Below are 18,831 nucleotides of genomic sequence, written 5' to 3'. Positions count from 1 at the left end.
CTTCCTACTTTTTCCAATAAGGAGCCGAGAGACCTTCTAAAAACGATGACGGATTGGAGCGCGAACCGCTGACCAGCAGTGCTCGCATGGCTCGCGAACACCCCACATAGAATAGGCGACGCTGCTCGTCTGAAACAGACTTCATTTCGTCTTCTGGCAAATCCGCACCCATATAAGGAAGTGTGCCCTCACGCAACCCCGCGACTGCCACATAAGGAAACTCCAAGCCTTTGGCGGAGTGGAGTGTCATAACCTTGATATAGGTCGCATTGAGGTCAATATCATTGCCTGCAACGAACTGTGCTTCTGCACCCTGTTTCACCAGGCGTTGCGCGATCGCTTTACCCATTGCGACACTGGGGCAAAGCACTGCCCCTCCATGCAGCGGCAAGCGGCAACGTTTGGCAGCTTCAATAAAAAACGAATGAATCAAGCGACTTTCCTGCTCAACGCTATCGGTCAGGATAATGGTCGGAATTTCTCCCTGGTAGGCAGATGGCTCTTGAGCCAAACATTCAGCATCCCCGGCAGATGTCCCCTCTAAAATCGTGGCACAGGCCGCGATGATTTGCTCTGTGTTCCGATAATTTCGCTTCAGCAAGAGGGTACGTCCAGTAACCCTTAGATCGGCATGAATTTGCTTCCAGCTAAAACCACGCTGGTATAAGGACTGAGATGCATCGGCGGTAAGGTAAACCCCTTCGAGGGAGGGCACCAAGGCTAAGAGAAAGCGTAGGGAAACGGGTGATAAGTCCTGGGCTTCGTCAATTACAACGGCTTGGTAGGGAGATTCTGCTAGCTGCTCAACGACTGCCAACGCCTTACAGCGAAGCTGAGGCCAGGTGATATACCCGTCTTGCTCCATGAGTTTTTGCCAGGTTTGGTAAATGCTCCATAGGGCTTCTCGCAATTTTGCCTGGAGGGGTGCTCCCCTGCCTCGACGGTCTAAAGCTAGGTAGTCCTCCAGGCTCGTTACTCCCCAGCCTTCAATCACATCTTGGATTTCTTGAAGCAGGTAGGGCAGTCCAAGGCGTTCAAGGGATTGGCGACGACCCTGGCGATCGAAACTGTTTTTGGCGGGAATTTCGGCTGTTTGCAGGGCAATGTCCAGCAGGGCAAGGCACTGATCCTCTCGCGCAAATGTCGGTTTGCCGTAGGTCTTGACGTAGTAGTGGAAGGTTAAAGAATCAACGGTTGCAACTTTTACTCCCGCTTGATCCAGCGGTTGCCCGATAAGCTGGGTCAGCAGTTGTTCGGAATACGTGACCAGAGCTTTTGTGTAGGTCGTAAAGAGCACAGGCTTAAAACCCTGCTCTAGCAAGCTTTGTACTCGGTAAATCGCTAACGTTGATTTTCCAGTACCCGGTCCCCCTTTCACCAGAATGGGGCCTTGCTTACCAAAGGTTTTGAGCTTCTCCTGTTCTGGATCAAGTTTCAGCAGGAATGTTGTGAGGCTCCCTTCAACGAAGCGATCGAGATCCTCTGGCTGCTTCAATACATACTCACGTTCAGCAATAATCTCCTCAATGGGGCGAGGATAGAGATTATCAATGATGCGTTGGAGATAGTGATCGGGAATTGGCAATTCTAATAGGGCTTCAGAGTGCGGAGCAGCTAGAATTCCGGGCCAATGTTCAGAGGGGATTTGCCACTGTTTGAGAAGTACTTCTGTTAGTTTGAACGGTAATGCAGTGGTAATCGGGGACGGATTCTGGCTAGACGAGCTTGGTTCAGCTTGGGGGATGGGTTTAGAAGCGGTCACCTCTGCTGTTGGAGCCTCCTGATACTGGGGTTCAAGGATGCTCTCTTCAGGAGGTGGGGTAGGAGAATCTACTCCGGGCAGCTCGATTTCGTAAGTACGCTCGTCTCGCTTACGAACACTGAGCAGTTTTACCCATCCCTGTCCAAAGCTATAAAACAGTCGGTAGTCACCAATGCGAACGCGGTAGATGTTGTTGGTGTAGCCCTTCAGCTTTTTGGCATCACCCTGAGCAGAAATCGGATCAGTTTCGAGCACCTTCAACGTTTTGCTAATCTTTTTTTGAACTGCTTGAGGGAGGTTCAGCAGTTCACTAAAGAAGGTGTTAGTAAATGAAAGTGCCCAGGTGGATTGCATAGCCGAATTTAAGAGGATTGTAATGAATTAAATACAGATAGTGTGATATCGTTTCTGCTTTGACAAGATGATGCCTCAACCAAAATGTATCAAATCTACCTACAATTAAAACTGAGAGCAAAAGGTAGCTGTTAAGTCTGAGTGGGCAAAATTATGTCATCATCTTCGGAAGCAATTCTTATAACATATCCCTCAAATTGCTCGTTTTCAAGAAATTCAAAACTTTCGCTCAGTTCTAATAGAACTTGCGTCTCAAGATATTCCCGTTGATTTGCCTCACCCTGGTACTCCTCTAACCAAGGTGGAGGGTTTTCTAGAAAAGAACTCATCAAAACTGGATCAGTGGAGAATGCATCAACGCCTATATAGAAGAACTCGACTCTAGATTCGGAATCAACTCTTGACTTAGGTCGCGATCCCTCTTGAGGAGGCTTTTGAATTACTGTCGCTAGCTTCTCTTTATTCAAAATCAGAATAAGCTTCTCGTTTGGCTTACAGTAAACTTCATATATTGGAATGTCGAAATTATAGAAGGTCAGCCATCCTACTAAACTATTGACCGCATTTTCTGGAACTAATTCTTGATTGGTCCATTTAGACTTAAACTCACTTCTTTTTCTAATGAAGCTATTTAAGCTAGAGTTTGCGGCAATGATAAAGATGTTGCTTATACAGTTCTTTAAGGACTCCAGAACTTCGGAAAAGCTTTCAACATTAGCTGAAGTACTCCACTCAACCAGCTTACTTGTAAAATAGGCATTCTCTTCAAATGCAAACAGACGACCAAGGTCTTCTCCCATGAGGATGGTGTCTACATACCAATCTTCAAAGAACGCTTCCTTATCTAAAATCTGACTAGATGCAAGTTGCTCCTGTGAATTGCTAACTACCCCTATACTTCTATCTTCATAAAGACAATAGTGAATGAAGATGTCTCGTAACTGAGTACTTTCGCTAAATGCCTTTTTAAAGTCGGCTCTAAACTCTTGAACTTTAGCTCTACTAATCGGCTTGACTCTTTCAATTCGTTTGAAGTAATTCTCTATTCGATTTGTTAGTTCTCTAAGAAAAGGGATTAGAAACTCGTCAAACAACAGGTCGATCTGATTAATATCTAGCCCAAGCTCTCTTATCAGTGAGGGGGTTTGACGAATCTCACCTGCCAAGCTAATGTAGTATTCTTGAAGATTCTTCAAGTCATTGAGGAAATGAATATCCAGAGAGACAGGTAATTGGAAAGAATTTATCCTCTGTCTTAAATTTTCAGGGGTCTGAATTCCTCTAGGAAGCGTTCTTAATAGCAACAGTAGAAAGTATTTATCAAAATAGACCTTGGCTCCATGATGGTCATCCCAATAAGTGGATACCTTGCCCTCGAAGTGATACCGTCTTGAGTATTGAGTAATCACATCTTCTATGGTTGATGGCACGATACTTCGATTAAGCCATAATGCATCAGAATCAGGTGGTTGATTAAACTCCCACATGTACTTGATGTAATCGTATCTCTGCTTGAATAGGCAGTAAGCTCCAAACGCAATTACTAGCCCGTCTAAATTTCTACTCTTAATTAAAGCTGCTAGGCTAACTTTAATAACTTCTACACATTGCTTTAGATTTGGGCTGTTTTCTGAAAGCTGATGTATTTCTTCAATCTTAGATATAGAATCAATTTGCTCTACAAAGCTCTTATAATCGCTGAGGGAAATAGCTTTCCTATAAAGCGTATTAATTGACTTGAATTTTTCATCTATTTTGAATTCAGCATTTAATCTTGCATACATTTCGGTATTCGAGTCTTCAAGTGCTTCCTTATAGTCATCTGGCTCCTTAGGTTCTTGAATGCCACGATGGATGCCATTTACCAAAGACGAAATAAGTCCTTCGTAGACCTCTGTCGCACCTTGAGATATGAGGAACTGAACACCACGAAAAAAATATTCATCAAATAAATCCAGATATGAGAGTTCAAACTTATTAGAGATGCTATTGAATACAATATTAGTATAAAAGCTAACAGAAGTGGTATAGGCTGATGATATGTCTCCTTTGGAAACAGCTTTTCTTCGGATTTCTGCAAAGCTGCTCAAAACTTGTTTGATAAAAATAGAATTTTCCGTCTCCTCAGACATTTCACGTAGAAGTTGAAGGAAATTGTAAAGGGCGGGTCTACCAACTTCGAGGTTCTGAGCTTCAATTGCAGTTTCATGAATCCTGGTAAATTGACTTATTGCTGAAGTGAATGTGATGAGGTAATCCTCTGGCTTCAGGTGAATAAGTAACTGGGCATCTTGTTGTCTATCTCTATATGTTTCATAAAATTCAGGAGGAAATAGTAAACGTTCAAACTCTTCAGGACGAACTATCTTTAGATCAAGAAATTCTTTAATAACCAAACGCATTTCGCTAAGAGTTTGGATCAGATATTTATCACCCCTTCGACGGCTAACTTCGTAGGACAATATATCCCCAGTTCCCTCAAAAGCTGAAATGAGTTCGTTTTGTCTATCTGAAAGCTCTCTCTCACTGAATTTCTTCCTAGATTTCAGTTTAATCAACCCCTTCATGTCAATCAGTAATTGATCAATTAAGTATTTTGAGTTAACGGCATAGTCTCTAATAGTGTTGAAGAAATTTATCAGTAGGATAGTGCTTAGAAGAAAGATGGTTATAGTGAGCCATGCTAAAGTTTTCGGCAAAAGCAGAGACAGACCACCTGTGTAGAAGAATTTTAGTGAAACTGCCATAATGACATTGGCTATTAGCAAGTAAGGAAGTATCTTGACTGACCACTCATTACTGAATTTTCTGGTAATGACATTCGAGCTATATCTTTCAGATATTCTTGAGACTATTTCCAAACTCAATGGATAAGCGATCGCTATTACTGCTCCCTGGAAGGCAATAACATCTGATAAAAAAGCAACATCGGGAGTGAATGAACTAAAGGAATTCCAGAGGAACGTGTAAGCTTGCGTCACCCACAACTTAAGTGATTCAATTTGGATGGGTACTGTTTTTGCGAGTCTTGAGTGAAGCCTAATCAAGCCAAGCCAGTAACCAGAAGTGAGACCCAAACCAAAAGAGAAAGTGAATTGAATCATCTTGTTCTGAGATGCATTTCTAAGAAATTCGATGGCTTTCCTAAAGGAGACCTTGTGAAGCATATTTTCTTAATTCACTTATGGATCAAGTCATAGAGAATAATACTGGTAGGCATTGAGTTAAGTTTTGTTAATGAGGTTTATGATTCGAGTTTTTAAGGTGGTTTCCCGCTTGTCGTAAAACTGCTGAAAAATTTTCAGCTCTTCTGGCAATTGTCCTAAGTCATGACGATCGCAGTAGTCTTTAATTGCATTTTCATCGCCTTTTCCGTCATTTCCAGGATATCTATCTCTCAGCCACTGGATCGGAAGCGTAGCCTGTTTCTGAATATTCTCCTTACCTTCTAGAAGTTGAAGGTTGGGCAGTTTATCTCGGAGTTCCCGAAGCAGTTCTACACCAGCGTCATCAAACCCATCTTTCTTGAGCTGAGCAGGTTTGAATTGCGATCGAGGGAAAATATGATCGATATGAAATTGGTTTCTCAGGTCAACAAAGGGATAGAGCAAAGAAAGCAGTAGGAAAACTCTTTTGTCTCCATAGCTCATCGAAACCAGTTCTTCGATCTCTTCTGGCCCAAAAGTAAGCGACTTACCTCGTTGACCCATGGACTGGTTGAGATCGTCTATAGGAAATCCTGGGTCAGCCGAGCCTTTGATGACACTCCTTAGTGCTGTGAGCAACGTATCTAGACCACTACCCCAAATACCAGATGGTTTCAACAAGGAACGGAACAGCCATCCTTTAATCAGTATCCGATCGCCATCATAGGAATTATGAGTGCGGTAGTTATCTGAAAGATCCTTGTGGTAAAGGTAATAGGCGATTGGTAATACGGCACTGTCTGCTCGTAAAGTTTGCCAGTTCAAACCAAAATCAGCTATCAGGTTGACTGCCAATATGATGGCAGTACGAATCTTGGGCCAGAGTGACTCCAGCGTTTGCATATTCCCGTGATTGAAGTTCTCAACCTTGAATCCCACGCTACTGATATCTGCCAACATCAAGCCTGCTTTCAGTACAAAGTCTTGCGAGAAACTAAAACCATCGCGAATACCATTAATTTCATCGACTAGGTTATGGATTTCCTGCCGTGCATCCAGCTTCGACCACTGAGCCACAGCAACACTCAGCAAAAGGTCTGAATAGGATAAGACCGTTCCACCGCTATTAAGGCGAATGAAGATATTTAGGACTTTTTCAATATCCTGGCTGGTTTCTTCGTAATAGTGAACAAGGGGCTTAATGTGTACAGTCTCGTGGAGTTTTGCTAAAACTTCAAATGCTAAGTTAAGTCGATCGTTATCCAGATTTGGGTGCCTATCTGTAATCCACTTCAGCATGGAAGGGCCAGCTTTGAGGTTCAAGACATCAGAAACCTTGAACCAGATTTCGTCGCTGGTGTCCTTGGCTTTGGATGGTTCAAGAAATTTGAATCGGTATTTGAAGTCTTCGTACTCAGCATCATCTTTAGCAAGTAGATCAAGGTAAAGAAAGCATTTTGGAAAGGCATCAGGGCTACTCCACCACTTGTAAGGAACCTTCATCGACATTGAACCCCGAAGCCCAATGTTAAGGGCAGTGAGCCTTTGCTGCCCATCTAAAATGGCAGTTAGGTTTTGGTTAGGGAGTAGCCCCAAATCAGGACAATGGGGATTATCTCTTTTGTGATAGTCGCGGACAAAGCCATAAAACTTGAACGTGTGGCTATTAGCCGCCTCTACATTCCAGAATAGGAAGGTTCCAATTGGATAATCTTGCATCAAGCTATCGAACAGTTTTGCAATTTGTTCGGGTTGCCAAACGAATTCTCGTTGAATGGCAGGAAGCACATATTGATTGTTTTGAATGCGGGTTAGGGCATCGATAATAGGGCCGCCGGGTTTGTACATTGCATGTTCCTTATAAAGACAAAGACTGTGTAGACAAAGTTGTGTGGTAATTAGACAGCACTGATTAACTGTTGCAAATGATTGATTCCAAACGGTGAGAACGAGATGCTAGGTGCGGCATTCACCGAATTGTCTTATCTCGTTGTTTTTGAGAGTCGCTAAGTAACATGGGGTTTAGATTATTAAAGAGATCAATTCTTAACCAATAAGTAGATTTTCTATATCCATATCTCAAAAATTAAGCATGCTTGAAGATATCCACAAACGTAAGAACAGGTTTGTCGAAATTGTTTTGATGATCAAGAATACACACCGCTCTAAGCTCCGGAGAGATCCTATAAGAGTAAAGGTTGTCTTCACTTGAGCTTCGAATCTTACGAAAGTTGCCACTATATAAAGTTTGCCTGTCTGACATAATAAAATTCAATTTACTTGTAACTCTTTTTTGAAGTCCAAGAGGGAGAGCCGAAAATTTCTTCAAAAACTCCTCTGAAAGCTTTACAAAGACATCATGCTCAGAAGCATATGGAGCTTTTTCTTCTTGTATACCTTCAATTTCCTGCCTTGCTTCTGTTTTCTCTGCATCAGAAAGAGCTACCTTTGCAGCATCTAAAATCGCAAAAATTTCATCTCTCTTTTGCTTTAGGGCTTGAACTACACCATATCTCATAGGACGATGGTGCATAACCTTATGCCTTTCCCTAATCACAAATCGGATAGCCGTTTTAATTTTCTTCCATTGAGATGCATCTTGGAAGTACTTTGAAAAGAATCTATCCCAATATGATATTTCTTCAATTCTCTCTCTAATTTTTTCAACTACACTGGTGACTGTATTACAACCTTCAATTAGATCAAGGAGAAGTGTTACGCTCAAACCTTCATCAGGTGAGACTTTAGAATAAGTAGTGTCTATTATGGCAACCAGATCATCAAATTGAGTGCATTCAAGAGGATTTAGTAATTCACTTTTCCCTTCTGATTTTGCTTTTATCATCTCGACTTTCTCTCGGATATCAAGTGGAGCTATTTCACTCCACCAATTGAAGTTAAAATCTTCGACTTCAAGGATTGCCTGATGAACAAAGTTTCTGAATCTTTGCTCAATCTCTGCAAGAATTGGATATGCTTCTAATCGAGTTTTATCACCAACTTCATCTTCCACTCGAATGCAATTGAGTTTATTTTCAGTAAAATATCCCTTAAGTTTTTCATGACAATCATCTATTGTCTCTAAATTTGCCTCTATATGAAGAACTAAAAAATTATTCTCATTCCGAATATCTAGACTAGGAATTGATGATAAATTATCTCTTAATTCATGACGAATATTTGCATCAAGGCTGTCCCTTTCTATCTGCTTAGGATCTACCCAAAACTTTAGGGAATAAACATCCTTTAAATCTTCCATAATGTTTCGTTGTTCCTTCATTACAAACCTAATTTCTCCCAAGCCTCTAATACTAATCTTTGAGTGCGGTATTCGCCGAATTGCTTCATCTCGTTGTTTTTCAAGACGCGGAAGGTTTCGCTGGGAAAGTCGGGACCGTAGACATCGGCGGGGTCGAGGATGTAGCGGAGTTCGTCGCGGGTGAGGCCGTAGAGGTGGGCGTAGTAAGCATCAAGTTCTGCTCGAAGCAGGGCGCGGCGTTCTGGGTTCCAGGTGAAGGGTTCGCCGTCATAGCCCATGTCTTGAGCAAAGGGTTGCAGATCCCAGACGGTGTAGGTGAGTTCGAGGACGCGGTGGGCGATGAAGTCGATGTCGGCGTGGCTATAGCGATCGGGTGGGAGGACGGGGAGTTGTTTAACAACATAAAAACTCAAGTTACCGCCGCTAGCTTTTTGCTTAGCAACATAATCAAGAACTATAGAATTAAAATTCGCTACTAAAGTACAAGCTAGCTCTGGACTATGCTGAGGAAAAACAAGTGGTAAGGAATCACCGATCCCAACCAAGGGAAGAACAGAAAATATTACACTTCGAGAGTCTGCAACCGCGCTAATTGTTCTTCTAAATCCTATCAACCAATTATATTTCCATAAGCTAGACAAAGCCTTTCTAACTTCCGACTGATGAATCCAATATCTTACTAATACAAACCAATTCCGATCTTTTAACTCATCTGTAGTTGCCTTTACAGTTTGTGGACGAATCCCGTATATTTTGTCAGTCTGAACCCCAAAAAAAGTTGCTTTTCTATGGTTAAACTGTTCGATGAACTTAGATTCATATAATGGAAGGTAAATAGTTGAATCTTTTTCAAAGATGTATCCCTTAGAACAAAAACCAAGGCTCTCTAGCTCATCTTTTCGCTTAAACAAGCTGCTGTCTGACGTGATATTAAATAATCCTTGTCTATAGAGTAAATGCCAAAGTCCATCATCAGAACAAGCCTCATTGTCTAAAATGGGTATGGCTTTATGAATACGCAAAAGGATATCTACATCTCTGGAAGATTTGATGATTGGTAAATTCAAAGTATTTGGATTTAGCGTTTTAATATCTTCTGCACTCAGCTGATAAGTCCTAATGGAATCTTGCAAGTGCTTAACTTGCCATAGCTGAGCTGCTAAGCTAGCTCTTTTAATGCTGAAGCCCGACAGTGTTAACAATGCAAAAGAAAAAGTGCTTTCAGTCTCTCGAAAGAGATAGCCTCTATTGGTAAAGTCATAAAAACTATCTAAAGCTTTCTTATTGACAACATCTTGGATAAATTCTTTGGTTGAATCATCAGTGGCAATTGCTGTGGGTAGGATAAGTCCTGCCTTGCCAGTTTGAGAAATTATTCGATAGCTAGTTTCAGCAAAAATAGAAAAAGAATTTATCTTTCCTTTTGCAGTTAAGGGAAACCGATAGGATTCTCTAACAAATTTATTTTGAGAGTCAGCATCATGCTTAGCTATTTGAAATATTTCTACTAAGTGAGGATGCGTTTTTGGAAGTAGTTTGATCGCTTTTTTTCTTTCCTCTCCCGGTAAACGGGAAATGTTAGGACTGAGTGCAGCAAAAAATTCTTGCTCCTTCAGTTGAAAAACTTCCCAGGGAGGATTGCCCAGTAGACAATCAAAACCACCCTGCTTAAACACGTCTGGATACTCCAGGGGCCAATGGAAAAACCGCTTTTCCTCCGCCAAGCGATCCGCTGCATCTACAATTGCTTGTGTTGCCCAGTTACCCTTCAATAGATTATCCAAAACTCCTGAAGTGGGCAAAAGCTGTAGATTCTGCTCTGTCAAAGGCATAAAAAATGCCGCCGTCCATAGATTACATGCCGAGCGATCTCGTAACCACGACACCAGATGGCGGCTGCGTTCATACTTCTTCTGCTTTTGATGCACTGCTGCCGGGTCATCATCCTTCATCACCTCAATTTCACGCCACGCCTTGGCATACTCCTCTCGGTCTTTCTCAAAGGTTGACTCTAATGCGAGGGCGAGTTGACCTTGTTGAACATTTTCTAGATCTTTTTTGTTTGTTTTCTTAATAAGGGATGCAATGGCTTTGTCATCCCCCGTCACAGGTTTGTAGGCATTGTCTGGAATTCCTTCCTTCAAGCAATCTAGATCCAGCACTCCCACAAGCGAGTTTCCGCACTTAATTCTGTGATCCAGAAAGTTAAGCGATAATCCTCGGCAAAGTCCCTCTAACCACAACGCCACCTTACACAAATCCACCGCCAGCGGATTCAAATCCACCCCATAAATACAATGCTGAATCACATCGCGAATCGCTACCCGCAACGGCTCAGCTCCTGGTTGCATCTCTCCCGTTCGTACCCGTGCCAGTTCCTTACCAATGCGTCGTGCTGCCGCCAGCAAAAAGTGCCCTGATCCACAAGCCGGATCACACACCTTCAACTTCAACAGGGCTTGCTCTTGAGCCTCTACTGTTGCGTTCGCTCCCAATGATGCCAGCCGCTCCGCAATCACTGGCTCCAACGCACTCTTAATCAACTGCCCCACCAATTCCGGTGGCGTATAGTAGGAACCCGTCGTCTTCCGTTCACTCCCCGTCACCAACTGGAATTCCCAAATCCCATCAACCTGGCTTACATAAGGGTGGAACTCCAGCAGGCTTTCGTAAACACTGCCCAACTCCTCAACATCCAAGGCTCCATAGTTAACTCGACGTAATTGCCCCTTCTGCTCATAGAGCGACAATCCTCGCAACGCCAACATCAGATCATGGTTGTCGATGCCACACCCCTCCAGATCAACTAAGGTATGCGACCCAAACAGATCACCATCCAACGGCGACAATCCCAACACCTGTCCCCGCCAATTCTCATCAAAGAGCTGAAACGTAACCCGTAACCCCTGCCACAGATCCTGAAAGCCTTCCCGCCGCCAGCTCGGTCGCTCTACCAATGCTCGCAGCCGCTCAATGCTGTAGTACTCCCGGTAAATCCGTGCCTTCTCTGGATCGTCCGTTGAAAGCAGCAGATTTCGCGATTCCGCCACCATCAAAAACAGGAGACGATAAATCAGCATTAAAAGCTGTCGGTAATACGCCACCTCTGTCAGTGTGCCTGCCTCCAACTTCTCGCGTAGACTCTGACTTTGAGGATGCTGTAAAAATCCTGTTCCCAGTCGCTTAAGGGCAGATTCTACGCCGTCACGGAGGCGATCGCGAACCCGTCCACCCTGCTGCAACGACTCCTGGTGATAAAACTCCAGCAGACACTCATCCGCGTCGTCGATGCTTTCCGGCAAACGGGAACGATGGAACAGCCGATAAAATAAGCCAAACTCAGCAAAGTTCTCCCCATTGAGGATCTGCTCCAGGTCAAACTCAACGTAGGTCAGCCGCGTCATCAACGTCGAGTCTCGCAGCAACCGCCACCGCAGACCGTTGGTCACTACTGACCAGAGATGCTCCGTGCGGTTGAGGTACTCCTGTACTAAGGCATGGGCAGAAAGTCGGGGTGTACCGCTAGGAGGTCGCTGCTCCAGTCGTACTCGACTGCCAATAATGTGAACAGGCGGCTTATTCTCCCCTGGTTCGGCTCGGTGGGAAATTGCATAGGTTTGTCCCTCTACCACTTCAGCCTTCGCCACATACACCGGGTCATAGCCCAGACTTCGGAGCAATGGCACCACCCACTGCTCCCGTGTCACTGTCGTAGCCGGATCATCTTCCGATAATCGGGATACAGCCCGTTGAAATGCAGCCCAGTACGCTTTGGCATCCCCCCATGCCGTCGCAATCTCATCTGCTAGCTTGTCGCCTTTGGTAAGACCAAAGTCCTCCGGTGCTTGACCCTTAATCTCCCCAAGCACCAACTCTGTGGTCAAATCCGGCGCGATCAAATTGCCTTGAATATCAACCCCGACTGGCATATCAATCGTATTCTTCATGCCACATTCCTCCGCTGACCAGGCTGGAGAACAAAGATTCCGAGAATATCCATTGGCAACTGAGGCTTCACACGTACCTGTCCTTCCTTGGTTACATTGCGAACTCGTCGGTGAGATTGAACGAGTCCTTGGCTCCGTATTTGGGCGATCGCATCCAGTTCTTCTTCAAGCTCCCCCAAACTGCTCAGCACATCCGCAATGTCTAGTTGCTTTAAGGCAGGAGCAATATCTCCTACAGGCTCCGCTTGCTGGAGCAAATTCTGTGCATCTTCAGGCTCTAGCCACAGGGGATTAGAGGGTGAACCTGTAAACCCCACCACAAAACATTCTTCAGCTAAAAGAGACTCGACTTTTGGACTGGTCAGCAAATAGCGCGATCGCAGCAATAACAGTGTAGTGTGTTGCTCAACCGCGTCGGTAATCGTAAAGCCACAGCGAGCAGCAATGGGATCATGGTTATTCACCAGAGTCTCTTCTAATAAATAGCGGGCTAAACCCTCTACCAATGCATGGTTACGTCCGACATATTCCACCCCTTCCGGTGCGGGTGTCGTGAAGGTAATCGTGCGGGGCTGTGTACCCAGACTGGGTTGCAAGGGCAATGGGATCGACGGCAGTAGCCAGGATTGCTTTTTCTTCTGTAAGGACGCATTCAAGCGGCTACAGGCAGCTTTGACAAATCGTTCCACATCGGCTTCATTGCCAAGAATCTGATCCGATTCCACCAGCTCCTGTTCCACTTCGTCCGGTTTAATCGCCCGTTGAGCAAACCGAGTCCGGCTAACCTTCTCTCGCTCGACCGCCCGATCCCAATTTTTATGAACTTGCTCAACAGCAGATTCTTCGTTGTCCAGCAAATCCAGCAGGGAAAGTTGCTGAGCATCAGCTTTCCGGTCAAAGAGGGATTTGAACACCGCTTCTGAAACCGTAGCACTATCCATAGGCACGGGTACTGTAATGCCCAGAGTCCTGTGGATTTCCACCGCTTTCCGAATCAAAACGTCCAATACTGCCCCATCGACTGGATTGTCTTGCCCATAAATCAGATAGCTTTTCACCACAGTTGCCGTCTGACCGTAGCGGTCAATCCGGCCTTCTCGCTGTTCCAAGCGGTTCGGGTTCCAGGGCAAGTCGTAATGAATCACGGCATTGAAATGCTCTTGCAGGTTTACCCCTTCGCTGAGGCAATCCGTTGCCACCAAAATTCGCTGCGGATAGCGGGTCAATTCCTCCAAGCGAACTTCCCGCTCGTCCTCAGATAACTCGCCTGTGATAGCGATCACACGGGTTGTGCTCCCCCGCTTTTTCTCAAATTTGTTTCGCAATTCTTCAGCGACGTAGTTGGCTGTAGCAATGTAGCGACACCAGATAATCGGATTAAAGCCCTCAGCCAGCAGCTTAGTGGTTGTGTCGATCGCCGCCTGTAGCTTGGTGTCTTTTGCCCCTTTGAGCTTCGCCGCTGCCTGAATAAATCCCCTCAATTTACGCCGATCAGAATCCTGGTAAGACCGCTGCCCCTGCTCAAGGGCGATCGTGGGTTGGGCATCAATCGCCTGCTCCTGATCGGTTGGATCATAGGTATAGGCCACCATCAAATCTTCGTCGATGTCGATCTCGGTACCCTGCCCTTCGTCCGTTGCGGTCTTAATCACCTGTTTACCTAATGTTGCGATCGCAGCCTCAGGTGATGACATCACACAACGAATGAGTGCCAAGGCTGCCCAATACCGTCCTCGGCGCTGAGCGTAGCTCATATCCTCAGTTGTCGTTTTGACCAACCCACGCGCAAAGTTATAGACCTCCTCAAAAAGATCCCTGTATTCCTTGGATAACTTATAGGGCTGTTCCAGGGGGTCACGCTCTGGGAAAGGTGTTTCGTTCCCCAACCATTGCTTCACATCTGCTCGGCGACGCTGGACAAAATGATTAGCTAACTCAATTCGTTGCTCCTGGGTCAGGTTATTAATGTCCCAACTCTCAAATTTACCTTTGAGTAGACCAATAATTGAGAGGAATGATTCTTCAATCCCGCTGTGGGGAGTTGCTGTCAAAAGGATAAAATTCTGCTGCTCTCGCTCGGCTAGTTCCTGAAGTAATTGATGCCGCTGCTGCTGGGAGGTACTCCGTCCCCCTGGGCGAGCACAGGTATGCGCTTCATCCACAATTACCAAATCTGGACAGTGGGCCAGAAAGCTCGCTCGACGGCGGTCTGACTTTGCATAATCCAAACTCACAATAATGTGGCGGTAATACCCGAAGACGTGGTGATCACCTCCAGGCAAGCCACGCTCCAATTTGCTGACTGTGCCCGATCGAATTACGACCGCATCAATGTGAAATTTCTCTCTCAGCTCTCGCTGCCACTGATCACATAGATGAGGAGGGCATAAAACGGCCAGCCGTTTGACTTCCCCACGATCGAGCATTTCTCTAGCAATCAGCCCTGCTTCGATCGTCTTGCCAATTCCCACATCATCCGCAATCAGAAGCCGAATGGTCTCTAACCGTAGCGCCATGAGCAGTGGCACAAGCTGGTACGGTCGAGGACGTACTGATAGCCGACCCAGCGACCGAAAAGGACCTGCCCCGCTTCGTAAACTCAAGCGAGCTGCGTCCATGAGCAGTTGAGCAGCGGTGTGGTCTTGAATTGCGTCTGCTTTCGGAACCGGGAACTGAGCTGAGGTAATTGGCTCCAGCTCTAGGGGGTGATAGATGCCACAAACTTGATCCTCATTGCCACTCAAAGGGCGCAAGCGAATGACCTCAGGAATTTCTGAGGGGAGTACAACCCATTGGCGATCGCGGCAAGTAACCACAGCGCCTAGAGTAGGAAGGAAACGATCAGCCATTCAAGCCCCCAGTAGCAAGCAAAATAAAAACAAATGGACTCATGCCCAGTTACTATGCGTGCGCCTTTATATACCTTCAGATTTCTTTACTTTCAGAAGCAGCATCAAACATAGAAATTAATCCCAATTGGTTCTAATCAGGAATTTGACATTACTTAGAGAACTCCAAAGAACGATTGATCCTGTCATGCTGAGCAAAGCGTCAGCGTAGTGAAGCATCCCTATTCATCGCAAACCTGGAGATTCTTCGCTTCACTGCGTTCTGCTCAGAATGACAATGGATCATTTATTTCTTGGACATCTCTTATTGAAGCACGGTGAAAAAGAGAGCTGTTAATCCTCAAGATCTATAATAAACTTCAATCCTTTCCAGGAGGAATTAATTAGGTGATTCCCCCGCCATAAATTCGTCGTCTGCCGCAAACTGCAATACTGCCCACCTCCTCTAACCAGATGATCCAGCAGCAGAATCCCCACCATCCAAATCGCCTGAAGCAATGAGTATTTAGTAGTCGATGCTAACGAACCAAAGAGGATTGTCTGAAAATTCTTCAAATTCTCCACTGAGGCGAGATCGCTCAAATCACCCCGAACTCTTCAAGAAAACCTATTAAACCCCTTGCAAAGATTATGTACCTCTGGTATTGTCATCTCAGATTTAGAACAAATGTTCTATGAGTCAGATTACGATCCAGTGTCGCCTAGTTGCCTCCCCAGAAACCCGCCAACAGCTCTGGACGCTGATGGCAGAGCGCAACACGCCACTGATTAATACGCTCATTGAGCGTTTGAGCCAGCATTCTGAGTTTGAAACCTGGCGACAAAAAGGTAAAATCTCTTCTGCTGTAGTTTCCCAGCTTTGTAAAACCCTTAAAACCGATCCCCGCTTCAGCGATCAACCTGCTCGTTTTTATGCTTCCGCAGAGCACGTTGCAGATTACATTTTCAAATCCTGGTTAGCGCTTCAGAAACGGGTTCAGCAGAAGCTCGATGGCAAATTGCGCTGGCTAGAAATGCTCAAAAGCGATGAGGAATTGGCTCAGGAAAGTGGAGTGGAACTGACCAGAATTCGCGATCGCGCTACTGCTATTTTGCAGCAATTTCAGGCAACAGCGGCTTCAGTTAAGGCAATCCCCAATACAGGTAAGAAGGGTAAGAAAACCAGGAAGAAAAAAGACCCCTCCGATCGCAGTTTAGCCAATCAGCTTTTTGACCGCTATCACGATTCAGACAATGGACTGGAGCGAAGCGCGATCGCCTACTTACTGAAGAACGGCTGTCAAATCCCTCAAAAGGAGGAAGACTCTGACAAATTTGCCAAACGCCGCCGGAAAGTTGAGATTCAGGTCAAACGCCTGCAAGAGCAAATCGAAGGACGCATCCCTCACGGTCGGGATCTAACTGGGCAAAGCTGGCTGAGCACTCTTGAAACCGCAACCAATAGCGTCCCAAAGGACAACGCTGAGGCAAAACAGTGGCAGGATCGATTGTTAACCAGGTCCAGTGTTCTTCCATTCCCACTCAACACTGAAACCAGCGAGGATTTAGTCTGGGAGAAGAATGAAAAAGGAAGACTTTGTGTACATTTCAATGGGTTGAGTGACCACACCTTTGCCATCTACTGTGACCAACGCCAGCTTCACTGGTTCCAGCGATTCCTGGAAGACCAGCAAACTAAAAAAGCCAGCAAAAACCAGCATTCCAGTGCTCTATTTACCCTCCGTTCTGCTCGTCTGGCGTGGCAGGAAGGCAAGGGAAAAGGGAATCCCTGGGATGTACATCAGCTAACCCTCTACTGCACGGTAGACACTCGCCTCTGGACTGCTGAGGGAACTGAACAAGTCCGGCGGGAAAAAGCCGCAGAGGTCGCCAAGAAGATTACTCAAATGGAGGGCAAGGACAATCTTCTGGAGACCCAGCAGAATTATGTCAAACGCCTTAACTCCACCCTGAGCCGTATAAACACCCCTTTCGATCGCCCCAGCAAGCCCCTATACAAGGGACAGCCCCACATTGTAGTCGGGTTAAGTCTGGGTTTAGAAAAACCTGCCACGATTGCTGTTTGGGATGCTGTTACCCAACAGGTTCTTGCTCAGTACGGCATTCGTCAACTGTTAGGTGAAAATTTCAGGCTACTTACCCGAAGGCGTTCCGAACAGCAGAAAACAGCCCATCAACGCCATAAAGCTCAAAAACGCTCATCCCCTCACCAATTTGGAGAATCTGAACTAGGTCAGTACGTTGACCGATTACTGGCGAAAGCGATCGTCACGATTGCCAAAACCTATAAAGCTGGAAGTATTGCAGTCCCAAAACTGGGAGATATCCGAGAGCTTGTAGAAGTAGAGATTAAATCCAGGGCAGAGAAGCAATGTCCGGGTTATTTGGAGGGACAACAAAAATATGCCAAGCAGTACCGTGCCAGTGTTCACCGTTGGAGCTATGGCAGATTAATTGAGAGCATTCGGAGCCAAGCAACTAAACTTGGCATTTTGATTGAGGAAGCGAAACAACCTCTGACTGGAAAGTTAGAAGAGAAAGCGAGGGATGTGGCGATCGCTGCCTACCAAGCCCGCACTTAAAGGGGCTGTAGATACAAGTTTGTACCTTGAAAATCGAATGAGAAATAGCGCCGCGACATCTGCTGCTTGCAGCAGATGCTCGTGCAAAAAGAGGGTTAGTTTAGCTGTCAAAAGACAGTTTTGCTTTCTGACCCTGGTAGCTGCTCACCCTGATGCTGTCGAATGAGAGACCTACTTGTTTCTCATTCGAGATTAAGTCATGGTTGAGGAGTTCGTCTGCTTCAATTATGGCGTAGGTGCGCTCCCAGCAAAAAGGGTGCGGATGTACTGCTGTAGTGGCTACCGAACCACCCCCAATCAAGGGGGAACCCGCTTCTATTATCCATTTCAGCGCCCAGTCAAAGGACTTATTCCTTGAAGGGGTTCGCGCAAAGGTCTAAATGCTTTTGCCAGCTTGGCTTCAAGGTTCTAGATCACCTCTAGACCTTGAAGCAGAAGGTCCGGAGAGAGGATAGGCAATGCGATCCGCGCAAACACCTTCTGAAACCTTTGCTTTGTTTAGGTTCAGAGGGCTGCCGTCGCAACCACCTGTCCTTTCGGGGGCAGGTTGAAAGAAGAGTATCAAGTTGACTATGCCGTTGTTGCTTTCGTCGCAACCACCTGTCCTTTCGGGGGCAGGTTGAAAGTCTTAATGGCAATTGCTAACTCATTTAACAATGAAGTCGCAACCACCTGTCCTTTCGGGGGCAGGTTGAAAGAGATCTCCCAAAGACCCTTGCCACCAGCAATGAATTATGTCGCAACCACCTGTCCTTTCGGGGGCAGGTTGAAAGTTGTTGCAATCGACTGATTGCAATGGTCATTGCCGTCGCAACCACCTGTCCTTTCGGGGGCAGGTTGAAAGACGTTAGAGACCGCAAACCTGGAGATGGCAGCGTCGCAACCACCTGTCCTTTCGGGGGCAGGTTGAAAGTAGCTATCAGGCTATAGCC

7 protein-coding genes and 1 CRISPR repeat array (1 of these 8 cut by a window edge) are annotated in these 18,831 nt (G+C 45.6%); of the genes, 1 reads left to right on the top strand and 6 read right to left on the bottom strand.

What is annotated here, in order from left to right; genetic code table 11:
• Positions 1-4: 4 nt before the first annotated feature.
• The 6 genes from AC1S52_RS18375 to AC1S52_RS18350 all read right to left on the bottom strand — a co-directional run bounded on the left by AC1S52_RS18375 (position 5) and on the right by AC1S52_RS18350 (position 15,317).
• Positions 5-2,116, bottom strand: coding sequence for a 3'-5' exonuclease (locus tag AC1S52_RS18375; protein WP_482030493.1), 2,112 nt, complete (start codon positions 2,114-2,116; stop codon positions 5-7).
• A 131-nt stretch (positions 2,117-2,247) separates the two neighbouring features.
• Positions 2,248-5,220 carry a hypothetical protein gene (locus AC1S52_RS18370; RefSeq protein WP_482030492.1) on the bottom strand — a complete coding sequence of 991 codons (2,973 nt, stop codon included), beginning with the start codon at positions 5,218-5,220 and terminating at the stop codon, positions 2,248-2,250.
• A 120-nt stretch (positions 5,221-5,340) separates the two neighbouring features.
• Positions 5,341-7,110 (bottom strand): DUF262 domain-containing protein, encoded by a 1,770-nt coding sequence (locus AC1S52_RS18365; protein ID WP_482030491.1) that lies wholly within the window; start codon positions 7,108-7,110, stop codon positions 5,341-5,343.
• A gap of 238 nt (positions 7,111-7,348) precedes the next feature.
• The gene (locus AC1S52_RS18360) at positions 7,349-8,542 is read right to left on the bottom strand and encodes a hypothetical protein (RefSeq protein WP_482030490.1); all 1,194 of its coding nucleotides are present in this window, start codon (positions 8,540-8,542) and stop codon (positions 7,349-7,351) included.
• Positions 8,542-12,468 carry an Eco57I restriction-modification methylase domain-containing protein gene (locus AC1S52_RS18355; protein WP_482030489.1) on the bottom strand — a complete coding sequence of 1,309 codons (3,927 nt, stop codon included), beginning with the start codon at positions 12,466-12,468 and terminating at the stop codon, positions 8,542-8,544. The genes AC1S52_RS18360 and AC1S52_RS18355 overlap by 1 nt, the downstream gene beginning before the upstream one ends.
• Positions 12,465-15,317 carry a helicase-related protein gene (locus tag AC1S52_RS18350; protein ID WP_482030488.1) on the bottom strand — a complete coding sequence of 951 codons (2,853 nt, stop codon included), beginning with the start codon at positions 15,315-15,317 and terminating at the stop codon, positions 12,465-12,467. The genes AC1S52_RS18355 and AC1S52_RS18350 overlap by 4 nt, the downstream gene beginning before the upstream one ends.
• A gap of 674 nt (positions 15,318-15,991) precedes the next feature.
• On the opposite strand from AC1S52_RS18350, the gene cas12k reads away from it, so the two are divergent.
• Positions 15,992-17,899, top strand: coding sequence for a type V CRISPR-associated protein Cas12k (cas12k, locus tag AC1S52_RS18345; protein ID WP_482030487.1), 1,908 nt, complete (start codon positions 15,992-15,994; stop codon positions 17,897-17,899).
• Between the two features lie 517 nt (positions 17,900-18,416).
• A CRISPR array of direct repeats spans positions 18,417-18,831; the repeat unit is 37 nt; unit sequence GTCGCAACCACCTGTCCTTTCGGGGGCAGGTTGAAAG (it continues 124 nt past the right edge of the window).

The sequence above is a fragment of the Kovacikia sp. CALU 1929 genome (genome assembly GCF_056784235.1).
Note: the sequence above shows the minus strand (reverse complement) of the source record. Positions and strands in the feature narration are given on the sequence as shown.